General features: G+C 66.8%; 9 protein-coding genes. 6 read left to right on the top strand and 3 right to left on the bottom strand.

Annotated elements, in window-relative coordinates:
- Window positions 1-24: 24 nt before the first annotated feature.
- The gene (locus B2747_RS15350; RefSeq protein ID WP_291162836.1) at window positions 25-1,299 is read left to right on the top strand and encodes a DUF1501 domain-containing protein; all 1,275 of its coding nucleotides are present in this window, start codon (window positions 25-27) and stop codon (window positions 1,297-1,299) included.
- Between the two features lie 4 nt (window positions 1,300-1,303).
- On the opposite strand, the gene B2747_RS15345 is transcribed toward B2747_RS15350, so the two are convergent.
- Complete coding sequence (locus B2747_RS15345) at window positions 1,304-3,793, bottom strand: penicillin-binding protein 1A (RefSeq protein ID WP_291162833.1); 2,490 nt, start codon at window positions 3,791-3,793, stop codon at window positions 1,304-1,306.
- Between the two features lie 357 nt (window positions 3,794-4,150).
- On the opposite strand from B2747_RS15345, the gene B2747_RS15340 reads away from it, so the two are divergent.
- Window positions 4,151-4,990 carry a polysaccharide deacetylase family protein gene (locus B2747_RS15340; RefSeq protein WP_291162830.1) on the top strand — a complete coding sequence of 280 codons (840 nt, stop codon included), beginning with the start codon at window positions 4,151-4,153 and terminating at the stop codon, window positions 4,988-4,990.
- Window positions 4,991-5,053: 63 nt separating this feature from the next.
- On the opposite strand, the gene B2747_RS15335 is transcribed toward B2747_RS15340, so the two are convergent.
- Together B2747_RS15335 and B2747_RS15330 are read right to left on the bottom strand one after the other, a co-directional pair.
- Window positions 5,054-5,467 (bottom strand): carboxymuconolactone decarboxylase family protein, encoded by a 414-nt coding sequence (locus B2747_RS15335; RefSeq protein ID WP_291162828.1) that lies wholly within the window; start codon window positions 5,465-5,467, stop codon window positions 5,054-5,056.
- Window positions 5,468-5,512: 45 nt separating this feature from the next.
- Window positions 5,513-6,106, bottom strand: coding sequence for a hypothetical protein (locus tag B2747_RS15330; RefSeq protein ID WP_291162826.1), 594 nt, complete (start codon window positions 6,104-6,106; stop codon window positions 5,513-5,515).
- A 554-nt stretch (window positions 6,107-6,660) separates the two neighbouring features.
- Here B2747_RS15330 and rho point away from each other — a divergent pair.
- The 4 genes from rho to B2747_RS15310 all read left to right on the top strand — a co-directional run bounded on the left by rho (window position 6,661) and on the right by B2747_RS15310 (window position 12,666).
- Window positions 6,661-8,544, top strand: a complete 1,884-nt coding sequence (gene rho / locus B2747_RS15325) for a transcription termination factor Rho (protein WP_291162824.1) — start codon at window positions 6,661-6,663, stop codon at window positions 8,542-8,544.
- Window positions 8,545-8,794: 250 nt separating this feature from the next.
- Entirely contained in the window at window positions 8,795-10,960 is a 2,166-nt protein-coding gene (locus B2747_RS15320) for a methyl-accepting chemotaxis protein (protein WP_291162821.1), read from the top strand.
- A 106-nt stretch (window positions 10,961-11,066) separates the two neighbouring features.
- Window positions 11,067-12,227: a hypothetical protein gene (locus B2747_RS15315; RefSeq protein ID WP_291162818.1), complete on the top strand. Its 1,161-nt coding sequence runs from the start codon at window positions 11,067-11,069 to the stop codon at window positions 12,225-12,227.
- Window positions 12,228-12,237: 10 nt separating this feature from the next.
- Entirely contained in the window at window positions 12,238-12,666 is a 429-nt protein-coding gene (locus tag B2747_RS15310) for a substrate-binding domain-containing protein (protein ID WP_291162816.1), read from the top strand.
- Window positions 12,667-12,720 lie beyond the last annotated feature (54 nt).

Raw genomic sequence — 12,720 nt, 5'->3', positions numbered from 1 at the left:
CCTCAACCTTTGCCGGACGGAACCATGAATCGTCGCGTATTTCTCAAGGGTGGTGCGCTATCGCTGATGACGCTGGGCCTGAGCCCCAGCTTCCTGCGCCGCACCGCCCTGGCCATGGACTTGCCGCGCGCCGCGCGTGGCAAGACCCTCATCGTACTCTTTCAGCGCGGCGCGGCTGACGCACTGAACGTGCTGGTGCCCTTTGGCGACGCACAGTACTACAAGGCGCGTCCACAACTGGCCATTGGCTCACCCGCGCGCAACAACGGGTCGCTCGGCGCCATCGATCTCGATGGCTTCTACGGTTTGCATCCGTCGCTGTCGCCGCTCAAGCCGCTGTGGGATCGCGGACTGCTCGCGCCCATTCATGCGGTCGGCAGCCCAAGTGCCACGCGCTCGCACTTCGATGCGCAGGACTACATGGAGACCGGCACGCCCGATCGCAAAGGCACGACGGATGGCTGGCTCAACCGATACCTGGCCGTGCAGGGGACCTGCGAGGCCTGCACGCCCGAGACGTCCAAGGCGTTTCGCGCCGTGGCCATGAGCGCGCAGACGCCGCGCATTCTCGAGGGCAAGGCGCCGGTGGTGGCCATGAATTCCATCGACGAGTTCAGCATCCGTACCAACGGCGGCGACGCGGAGCGCCGTCTCGAAGCTCTGTACCGCACGGGCTCGGCCGACCTCGTGCACGGCAGTGGCAGTGACATGTTCGAAGCGCTCAAGGTGCTGCGCGCCGCCAATCCGCAGCAGTACCGACCGGCCAGCGGCGCGCAGTATCCGCGCTCACAGTTCGGTCAGCGCCTGCTGCAGATCGCGCAGCTCATCAAGGCCGGCGTCGGACTCGAAGTGGCGTTCGCCGACATTGGCGGTTGGGATACACACGTGAATCAGGGGGCGGCGCAGGGTCAGCTCGCCAATCGGCTCAGCGATTTTGGCGACAGCATTGCTGCGCTGGTCGCCGACCTGGGTGATCGCATGGAGGACGTGGTCATCCTCACCTGTTCGGAGTTTGGCCGTACGGTGCGACAGAACGGCACGGGCGGTACCGACCACGGACATGCCGGCGCGATGTTCGTGATCGGCGGTGCGTTGGGCAGTGCGCAGAAAGTGCACGGCCGCTGGCCTGGTTTGGCGCCCGAGCAGTTGTATGAGGGCCGCGATCTCGCACTCACGACCGACTTCCGCGCCGTGTTTGCGGAAGTGGCCTCACGTCATCTCGGTGCAAAAGACCTGCGCACGATGTTCCCGGGCTACGAGGGCACATCGCGCGATTGGCTCGGCGTCCTTCGCGGGTAGAGCCCTAGCGGATGCGGTCGCGAGCGGCAGCGCGGGCGCGCTGTCGTTCGCGCTCCGCCTGCTGAGCGGCCTGCTGGGTGGCCTGCTGTGACACGCGCTCGACATTGCGCTCTGCCGCGCGTTGGATTTCGCGGATCATGCTGCGCGCCACGCGACGGGCCTTGTCATTGGCCTCCGACGCGTCGAGGATGCCTTCCAGCGCTTCCTCGATGGCTTCACGAGTGAGGCCCTCGACATCGAGCTCCCGTCGGTTGCCGCGCATATCGTCACGACGGCCATCATCGTCGTCGTGATCGTCCCAGTCGTCCATGTCGCGCATGGCCAGATAGTCCGATTGCTCGCAGGACTTGGTGGGAGCCGTGCCGCGCTTGAAGTACTCGCGCCGCGCCGGGCCGCACCAGTCGCTGGCGAGCGCGCCGGTGGCGATGTCCACCTGCCGCGACTCAATGCCCGCGGGCACGCGCCAAGGCGCTTCGCGTTCAGGAGCGTAGCCACTTTCGCGAAGGAATCGCGCCCAGGCGGGCGCCGCCAGCCGGCCACCGCTGGCATTCCAGCCAAGCGGCTGCGGTTCATCGGCGCCGAACCACACGCCCGCGACGAGCGACGGCGTGTATCCCACGAACCACACGTCGGTACCGTCGTTGGTGGTGCCGGTCTTGCCTGCCACCGGCCCGCGAATGCCGGCATCGCGCACGGCACGTCCGGTACCGTCATCGACCACCGTCTGCAGCATGGACGTCACGAGAAACGCGTCTTCTACGGCAATGACCCGACGACGCGCGGCATTGGGCGCGGACCAGAGCACGTCACCAAAACGGTTCTCAATGCGAGTGACCAGCAGGGGCGTGACGCGCTCACCGCCGTTGGCGAACGGCGCGTAGCTGGCCGTGAGTTCGAGCGGGGTAACGCTGGCCGCGCCGAGGGCGAGGGCGGGCACCAGCGGCAGTGTACTGCTGATGCCCTGTGACTGCGCGAGCCCCGCGATGCGCTCCACGCCCACATCACGGCTGACGCGCACCGTGGCGGCATTGGCAGAACGCGCGAGGGCTTCGCGCAGCGTGATGCGGCCCGCGTAGTCGTCGCCGTAGTTGGCGGGCCGCCAGACATCACGGCCGGCGTCCACTGCCACCGGTTCATCATCCACCAGCGTGGCCGTGGTGAAGCCCTGCTGCAGTGCGGCCGCGTACACAAACGGCTTGAAGGTCGACCCCGGCTGACGCTTGGCCTTGAGTGCGCGATTGAAGCCTTTGCGCTCGACGGAGCGCCCGCCCACGATGGCACGCACGGCGCCGTTGACGGGATCCATGGCCACGAGCGCGCCCTGCGTGCGACGCGCGCCACGCGTGGACTGCCCGCTCCACTGTCGTTCCTCGTCGATACGCTGCGCCTGCGCCGCTACCGCGCGCTCGGCGGCCACCTGCGCCCGGCGGTCGATGGTGGTCCACACGCGCAACTCCGAATCCGCCAGCCCGCGCGGCAAGACACCAATGCGGCGCAGCGAGTCGATGGTGCCACGCGCGGCTTCGACGGCCCAGGAGTCCATCGTGCGCGACGGTACGTACTCGCGCCGCGCAAACTTGAGCGGCGTGCGACGGGCACGCGCCAACGCGGACGCGGACGCCGCGCCCGTCTCCTCGAGCACCGCAAACACGACGTCGCGGCGCGCCAGGGCCCGGGCGCGACTGTTGCGCGGCGAATACGTGGACGGCGCCTTGGGCAGACCGGCCAGCAGTGCGGCCTCACCGAGCGTGATGTCCCGGACACCCTTGCCGAAGAGATCACGCGACGCGGCTTCGACACCGTACACGCCGTTGCCGAGATAGATGGCGTTCAGGTAGCGCTCGAGAATGTCATCCTTGTTGAGCGCGCGCTCGATCAGTCCGGCATAGCGCACTTCGAGCAACTTGCGTCCCCAGCTCCGCTCCGCGGCGCGTGTGCCGAGAAAGACATTGCGCGCCAACTGCATGGTGATGGTGCTGGCGCCCTCGCGCACGCCACCCGCGCGCACATTGGCCACGGCCGCGCGTGCCACCCCCCGCCAGTCGATGCCTTCGTGGTCCCGGAAGCGCCGATCTTCGACGGCGATGAACGCCTGCTGCACATGCAGCGGCACCTTGTCGAGCGACACATTGTGCCGCTTGATCATGGTCAGCGAACTCACGAACCCGCTGTCGCGCGCGAGCAGGGCCCCGCCCTCACTGGGCTGCCAGGCCTGCAACTGCGCCGGCGAGGGGCAGCCATGCCAGCCGCAGCTGTACCACCAGGAGGCGGAGGTGAGGGCCGTGAGCGCGGCCGCGATGCCAAGGGCGGGCGCCGCGCGACGCAGTACACGCAGCAGGGCGGCGCGACGACCGGTTTGCCAACGCACAAGCGTGCGCGCCACCCACGAGGGGCGGGGCGCGGCTGCCTGCGCGCGGTCGTGATCCAGCAGGCGTTCTGCTGGCGCGCCAGCCGACGATTCGGCCGGTGGCTTGTTAGCTTCCTCGGGAGTCACCGCTGCTCCGCCATCACGATTTCCGGTTGGTTGCCCCGCCCCATGTCACGTCTGCTGTCGCTGGTCTCTCGTTCTGTCGCGCGCTCTCACCAGAACTCCGTCACGGGCGCACCAAGCGTGGCGTCACGCACCATGGTGCGTGAGACAGCGCCAGGCGCCCAAAAGGTTGGAGCGGACTGCGGGTGGAGATGGAGCGGGACGGTCAGATCGGGACTGGGCGCGCTCGCGCTGATGGGTGGGGTGGTTGGCAGTGTGTCAGGTGCTACGCCTGCCGCCCTACGGGCGCAGGGACGGGAAAGTGCCAGACCCGTCGCCAACGCCGTACGTACCCCGAATGAGCTGGGTCGGATTCCGATCGTGGAATGGCATCAGGTGGTGGACAAGGACGGCACGTACAAGGTCTCGCGCGAGCGATTCCGTGCCGAGCTGGAGGAGCTGCATCGTCGGGGCTATGTGCCGATCTCGCTGGCGTCGTACCTCGACAAGCGCATCGACATTCCGGCGGGCAAGTCTCCAGTGCTGTTCACCTTCGATGACGCGTCGCCGAGTCAGTTCCGCTACCTCGAGCGCAACGGTCAGCTGGTCATCGATCCCACCAGCGCGCTGGGCATTCTGCTCGACTTCATCAAGGCGCATCCCGAATGGCAGACGCGCGGGGTGTTCTGCATGCTACCGGCCGCCGACGCCGGGCATGCCTTCTTTGGCAACAAGGGCATCGACGGTCAGAAGACCGAGTGGCGCCTCAAGAAGGTTCGGCAGTTGCACGAGATGGGCTTCGAGCTGTGCAACCACACACTCTGGCACGCCAAGCTCAGCAAGTATTCCGATGCCGTGGTGCAGGAGCAGTTGGCGCGCGGCGCCATGGCCATCGATTCCGCTGTGCCCGGCTACCAGGTGCGTGGGCTGGCGCTGCCCTACGGGCTGTGGCCAAAGAACCGCGCGCTCACTCGCAGCGGCTCATGGACGGATCCCAAGAGCAAGAAGGTGGTGCGCTACAAACACGAGGCGGTGTTCGAGGTGGCCGGCGGCCCCGCGCGCAGCCCGCACGATCCGTTGTTCGATGCGGGCAAGCTGCCGCGCGTGCCGCTGCAGGGCGGCACGAATCTCACCACGACACTCAACGAGATGGACAAGCCCGGCAGCAAGTGGGCGCGTTACGTCTCCGACGGCAACCCGAACACCATCGCCAGGCCCTGACCGGCAGGTGCCTGGCATTCAACCAATGGGCCTGCAGCCCCTTGGCATTCAGCCAATTGGCGTTCAGGCGCTCGGCGCACTGCGCATGCGTTCGCAGTCGTCCCAGCGGTCGACCGCTCGGCGCAGATGCGGAATGACGATACTGCCGCCAACGATGAGGCCGATGCTCATGGTTTCGAAGACCTCATCGCGTGTCACGCCTTCTTCAGCGCAGCGCACGATGTGGTAGGTGATGCAGTCGTCACAGCGCAGCACGAGGGAGGCAACGAGTCCCAGCAGCTCCTTCGTCTTCACGTCGAGTGCGCCGCCTTCGTATGCGCGACCATCGAGGTTGAAGAAGCGATTGATGACGAGGTTGTTTTCGCCAAGGATGCGCGTGTTCATGCGCTCGCGGAACTGCCGGAATTCGGCGAGGGCCGCGCTTTCGCCCGGTGTGGCGTGATCGTGCGGCGGGCCGCCGCTGAGGGTGTCGCTCATGCTGCAGTGCGGTGAGTCGGTGGTAAGGCGATGCGTCGACGCGGGTCAGAACTCATACTTGCGGAGTGTCGCCAGGGCCGTTTCGAGCGCTGCGCGCTGCTGTGCGGTGGGCGAGTGATTCCAGAGGTCTTCGTAGGTGGCGATGGCCAGCGCGAGCGCTTCCTTGTCATGCTCGGCGGCGGCCAGCGAGGCCGCATTGTCGGCCAGGGCCGCCTTGGCCAGCAGGTCGTCTGAAAAGCGCTGCGTGACCTGCAGCCAGCGTACCGTGCGGTCGCGCTGATTGGCTTCGGTGAGCGCCCAGAGATGCCAGGCGGCGCGGTTCTCCGGGTCGAGCGCGAGGGCGCGATTGGCCAGCTCCCCCACGACATCGGGCCCGCGTCCCGAGAGCCAGTAGGCGTTGGCCAGAATGACGAGCGCCCGGGTGTTGGTGGGCTGTTCCGCGACCACCTTTTCGTAGAGGGGCCCGGTGACTTCCGGCATGTGCAGCCAGACTTCTGCCGCCGACACGATGGCGTCGGGCATGGCGCCGTCGCGCAGGTGGTGCAGGCGCTCCATCAGGGCGCCGACATTGCCGGAGGCCTCGTAGGCGCCCACGGCCTCGGCCAGAGCGGCCGGGAGGTCGAGCAGGGGTGCGATCATGCCCACAAAGCTAGAAGGTCCGGGGCGGAAAGCGACGGGAATTCCCGACCAGTGAAACCTTTTCGGTACCGGCGGGGTAGAAGTCGAGGGTTGCGCGAAGCGTCGGGCGGCGCAATACTCACTGCACCTCGACGGTGGATGTATCGCTGCGGCGCCCCCTTTGGCGCGCGCCCTGGCAGAGCCCAACGCGGCCCATCGAGCGACCGGAGGATTGCCCTCCGTGTGTTCCCCCCAGCGGTACCGGCAACGCGCAGACGCGTCGCCGGCAGTGAGACGGTCATCCTTTCCGTCCCCCGAGTACCCGCACAAGAGCATTTTGCGCGTTCGCGCCTCCCTGGGCCGTCCCGGTCCCAGCGTCCCGTGGCCACAGGCCGGGTCGTGCCGCACCTTCGTGCCGCACGGCGCAGCTTGACGCCGAGCGTGTGTCCGATCGGTCGCACGCCGTTTGTCCCACTCGCAGTAGTCGAATGACCGAACCGAAGCCGACTCGCCGCCCTCGTACGCGGCCCGCCCCGGAACCCGCCGGGGACGACAATCCATACCTCGATGCGCCCGTGAAGCGGGCTCCTCGCAAGCGCGCCGCCAAGTCCGACGAGACCGGCGCGACCCCGACTCCACCTCCTGCGCCCGCGGCCTCTGCCGAGACCGACGGCGAGCGCCCGCGTCGTCCACGACAAACACGACGACCCAAGGCCGAAGCCAGCGAGTCCGCCAGTCCGCCGGCCGCCGCACCGGCGCCTCGCGCTGAGCCGCGCGCTGAGCCTAGCCATGAGCCGCGCCCCGAACCGCGCGTTGAGACTCGCACCGAGCGCCCCGAGCGACCCGAACGCCCTCTGGATCCCCGCTTTGAGCGCGCGTTCGAACCACGTCCCGAACCGCGCCCTGAGCCCATTCCCGCGCCCATCTGGGACCCGGCCGAGCGCATTTCGCGTGATCAGCTCGAAGGCGGCAATCGCTACGATCGCGCCTTCGATCGCGTGGATCCGCCCGCCGAGCGGAACGACCGTCCTGACAACCGTGGCGACCGCACGTTCAATGACCGTCGCGAGCGCGGTGGCCGTCGCCGTGGCCGCAATCGGGGGCGCAACGAGCGCTTCGATCGCCCGGAGCGCGCCGAGCGTCCCGAGCGTCCGGTGGCCGCGGAACGTCCCGCGCCTGAGGGTGGGGATCGTCCCGAGCGCTTTGACAACAACGATCGTGGCTTCCGGCGCAACGGCCGTCGCGGTCGCAACCGCTTCCGGCGTGAGGGCGGTGCACCCGGCGCCGCGGTCCCGACGCCTGATGGCGGGATTGAGCGGGTCCCATCGGCCGCCGTGGCGGTCGAAGGCACCATGTCCGGCTGGTTCGACCCCTCGCGTGATGGTGGCTTCCTGCGTCGCGCGGAGAACAGCTACCTGCCCGAGCCCACCGATCCGTTTGTACCGCCGGCACTGGTGCGTCTGCATCAGTTGCGTCGCGGCGACAAGCTCGACGTGACCTACGGCCGCGATCATCGCGGGCGTTACAGCGTCGTCGAAGTGCAGCAGCTCAACGAGGGGTCACCGGTGGTGCTCGAGAAGCGCCCCGACTTCAACACCCTCATTGCCAGTTATCCCGACCGCAAGCTCACGCTGGAGACGGGTCGTCCGGCCAAGACCGGTCCTGAGCTCACGCGTCGCGCCATCGATCTCATCGCCCCCATTGGTTATGGGCAGCGTGCACTCATCGTGGCGCCGGCACGCGCCGGCAAGACGACGCTGCTCCAGGCCATCGTTGAAGGCGTCGCCGTCAATCATCCGCAGGCCGTCCTGTTTGTGCTGCTGGTGGATGAGCGCCCGGAAGAAGTGAGCGAGATGATCACCTGGGGCTACGGCGAAGTGGTGGCCTCGAGCTTCGACATGCCGCCCAAGCGGCACGTGGAAGTGGCCGAGATGACACTCGAGCGTGCGCGTCGCCTCGTAGAGCTCGGCAAGGATGTTGTCATCGTGCTCGACTCCATCACGCGTCTGGCGCGTGCGCACAACACCGTCGATCGCGGGACGGGTCGCACGATGTCGGGTGGCCTCGATGCCACCGCCATGCAGAAGCCCAAGGCCTTCTTCGGCTCGGCGCGCATGATTGCGCCGCAGCACGGTGGCGGCTCGCTCACCATCATCGCCACGGCGCTGGTGGAAACCGGCTCGCGCATGGACGACGTGATCTTCGAAGAGTTCAAGGGCACCGGCAACTGCGAAATCAAGCTGGATCGCTCGCTGGCCGACCGCCGCATCTTCCCCGCCTTCGACATCGCCACCAGTGGCACGCGGCGCGAGGAGAAGCTCTATCGTCCCGACCAGTTGGATAAGGTGCATCTGTTGCGGCGCGGCCTGCATCAGTTGCCACCGCAGGCCGGCATGGAGTGGCTCATCAAGCGCATTGCCGCCACCAGCAACAACGATTCGCTGCTCGACGGGCTCTGAGCCCATCCCTGTTTGATCCGAACCCCCGGCCCGGTCGATCTGACCGACGCCGGGGGTTCGGTGTTTTGTACCGTCACATTGTTGACCTCGGACCCGCACAGCGGTGACGACTGTGCCGGCAGTGTGACACTCTGACCCTCGATTGGTGATTGACGCTCAAGTGCATTGGCGCCCGGTCCGATACCCGACAGCGAGGCGTGTGTGGACCTTCGTCCGCACCTTGGCAATCCGATCTTCGCACTCACCCCACATGTTTCGATCACTTACCTTGAAGGCCAAGATCCTGGCCCTCCCCGTCGTGGCCGCGCTCGGCTTCCTCGTGACGCTGGGCACCACTCTGGTTCTCGGTCGGCGGGCTCAATCCGAATTGACCACCATTCGCACGGGCTATTCCCCGGCGTTGGAACAGAGCCGCAAGCAGCTCGCGACGCTCGAGACCTACCAGCGCGCGCTGCGTGATGCCGTGGGTGCCAGCGATACGGCGGCCATCACGGCGGCCGACGCGCTCATTGCCGAGTTCAAGGCGGTGAACGATTCGCTGGCGGCGAACGCCACCACCGACTCGGCCACCATCGCCAAGATCGGCGCGGACTTTGTCGGCTATGCCGAGACGGCCAAGGCATCGAGCACCGGCATGATCACGGGCTCGATGGAAGACCTGATGGGCGGCATGACGCAGGTGAAGGAGAAGTACGCCACACTGTCTGGCGAAATCTCCACGCAGATTGCCCAGTCGGATACGGCCATCACCACGGCCTTCGCCTCGGCGGGCAAGCTGCAGAGCACGCAGTTCTACGTCACCACGGCCGTGCTGGTGGTGGCGCTGGCGGCGCTCGGCGTGCTGGCCTGGGGCACGCTGACCAGCATCATCGGCGCCATGCGCACGCTGTCCGATGCCGGCCGTGACATTGCTCGCGGCAAGATCGATTTGCAGGTGGACCTGCAGTCGAAGGACGAAATCGGCGAGCTGGCCGAGGCCTTCCGCGGCATGCTCTCCTACATCGGTGGGGTGGCGCGTGCGGCCGATCGCCTCGCGACGGGTGACCTGAGCGCCAAGGTGGAAGTGCGCAGCGAGCACGACGTGCTCTCGCGCAGCATCAATGGCGCCACCGACACGCTGCAGGGCGTGGTGGGTGAGATCAACAGCGTGATCGACGCGGCCAAGCATGGTGACCTCTCCAAGCGTGGCAATCCGGACAACTTCCGCGGCGCCTACGCCGAGCTGGTGTCGGGCACGAACTCCACGCTCGACTCGGTCATCGAGCCGATCACCGAAGCCAAGGACGTGCTGGCCCGCGTGGCCGCGCGTGACCTCTCGGCCCGTGTTCGTGGCAACTATGTCGGCGAACACGCCGCCATCAAGGAGTCGCTCAACATGGCCCTCGAGAACATCAGCGAGGTGTTCGCGTCGCTGACGCAGGCCATCAGCCAGGTGAACTCGGCGGCGCGCGAGATCGGCGACGGCAGCCAGGAGCTGGCGAGTGGTGCCGCCGATCAGGCTGGTGCCATCGACCAGGTGTCGAACCGCATCAAGGTGGTGGACGAGCGCACGAAGGCCAACGCGGCTGACGCTGCCGAAGCCCGTGCGGCGATGGACAAGGCCACGCAGACGACCGAGCAGGGTGTGGAGCGCATGACGGCGCTGGCCGATGCGGTGGCCGAGATCAAGAAGTCGGCCGACGCGACGGCGAAGATCGTGAAGACGATCGACGAGATTGCCTTCCAGACGAACCTGCTGGCCCTCAACGCGGCCGTGGAAGCGGCCCGCGCTGGTGATGCAGGCAAGGGCTTCGCGGTGGTGGCTGATGAAGTGCGCAGCCTGGCCATCCGCGCCTCGGAAGCCTCGCGCAACACGGCGACGCTCATCGAGGAGTCGGTGGCGAAGGCCGAGACCGGTGTGCAGCTCAACGAGAGCGTGAAGCGTCGTCTCGAAGAGATCCGCACCGGCGTGCAGCGCGCCACGACGATCATGAACAACATCGCCGAAGGCGCGGTGGAGCAGGAGAAGGAGCTCGCCGAGGTCACGACCGCAATGTCGCAGATCAGTGGGCTCACGCAGCGCACCGCCGCCAACGCCGAGGAATCGGCGAGTGCCGCGGCCGAGCTGTCGGCGCAGTCGGCGGAAATGCAGGAGCTGGCCGCGCAGTTCGACCTGGGTGACCGTGGTCGCCCGATCAGCCACAGCGCGGCCGCTCCGGCGGTCACGTCGGCGGCGCGTCGGGCGGCCACGGCCCCTGCAAACTCCCGTGCCGCCAAGCGCGGTGTGGGCAAGCCGGCTCCGGCGCGCAGCGCTGCCCCGGTCCGCGGTGGTCAGGCCGCCGCTGAGAAGTCCGACGATGTCTTCCCGGTGAGTGCCGCGGCACTCATCCCGTTCGATGAGGACGGGGACTCCGACGACATTCTCGAATCGTTCTGATCCGACGCCGGTGATGTGAACGATGGGCGGTGCATCAAGCGATGCACCGCCCATCGTCACAGTGGAACGACGCTATTCCGACTGATTCATCCGATAACTCCCCAGCATGTTCACGCAATTGAAGCACGGCCGCACGGCGGCCATGGTATTCCTCGCCGGCATGACGGTGTCGGCCTCCGCCCAGGCGCAGCAGGACGATCGCCTCAGCATTCACGGATCGGCGACGATTGCCTACGGCAAGTCCGATCGACTGCCCGTCACGGGCATTACGAAAGACGGCACGTCGGACTATCAGATTCTGGCGCTGCAGTTCGGCTACAAGATTTCTGACAAGGATCGCGTGGTGACGCAGTTGCTGCACCGCAAAATCGGCAGCAGCCCGCTCAACGCCGTCACGCCCGATGTCGAACCGGTGTGGGCCTTCTACGAGCATCGCTTCGACAACGGACTCTCGCTCAAGGCCGGTCGCAACCCCTTGCCGCGCGGCATTTTCAACGAGATCCGCTACATCGGCACGCTGCTTCCGCTCTTCCGCGTGGGCAATGCGGTGTACGGTGAGACACTCGAGTTCGTGGACGGCGTGGTACTGCGCAAGCCCTTTGATCTTGGCAGCGACTGGTCCATCGACGCCACGCTTTTTGGCGGCGGCTACGATCTCAAGGCGCAGATTCCCACGTCCACCGGCGTGAGTGTGGTCAACACGCGCAACGAGAACACGGTGGGTGGTCAGCTCTGGGTGAACACGCCCATTGATGGCGTGCGCGTTGGCGCGTTCGCCAACAACTACATGAGCACGCCGAGTGCCACGTTGCCGGAGGCGCAGCGGCCGAATCGCACGACGACATTCCTGTATTCGGCGGAGGCGGTGTTCTCCAAGGCCTTTGCGCGAGCCGAATACACGACGTTCAAGCAGACCAAGTCGCCCAACTTCGTGGACTTCTCGTCGTACTACGTGCAGGCCGGCGTGAATCCCACCGAGCAGCTCACCCTGGTGGCCGAGTACAACGACGGACGCAACATGGTGCGCTTCGCCAATACGCCCATCCCGAATCTGGCGCTGCCACTCAACCAGGATGTGGCGCTGGGTGTGTCGTACAAGCCGTCGGCGCAGGTGGCCTTCAAGCTCGAGGGGCATCGCGTGGAGGGCTATCAGTTTGACACGCCGGTGCCGTCGGTGATCGTGCCCACGGCCCCGCCGCTGGTGGCGCGTCTCGCGCCGGCTCAGCGGACCTATTACGGGTTGCTCTCCGTCGCCTTCAGCTTCTGAGGAACCCATCATGATGCGCAAGATTTTTACCGTTCTCGCGATGCTGGCCCTGTTCGTGGTGGCCACGCCGGCCGCGGCCCAGGACGTGAAGGTTATCGTGAACAGCGCCAATTCGACCGCCGATCTTTCGGGCGACGTGGTGACCAAGCTGTTCCTCAAGCAGACCACGAAGTTCCCCAACGGCACGGCCGCTCAGCCGGTCGATCAGGCCAAGGGCAGCAGTGTGCGGGCCGCGTTCTCCAAGAGCGTACTTGGCCGTGGCGTCGCGGCGGTGGAGAGCTACTGGCAGCAGCAGATCTTCTCGGGCAAGGACGTGCCGCCGCCCACCAAGGCCTCGGATGACGAGGTGGTGGCCTATGTGAAGGCCAACGCCGGCGCCATTGGTTATGTGAGCGCCGGTGCGTCGACGGCGGGCGTCAAGGTTGTTGACGTGAAGTAGGCAGTTCCCGTGCGACGCTGACAGGCACTGAACAGCTCACGCAGAGGCGCAGAG

This window comes from Gemmatimonas sp. UBA7669 (assembly GCF_002483225.1).
GTDB lineage: Bacteria > Gemmatimonadota > Gemmatimonadetes > Gemmatimonadales > Gemmatimonadaceae > Gemmatimonas.
Note: the sequence above shows the minus strand (reverse complement) of the source record. Positions and strands in the feature narration are given on the sequence as shown.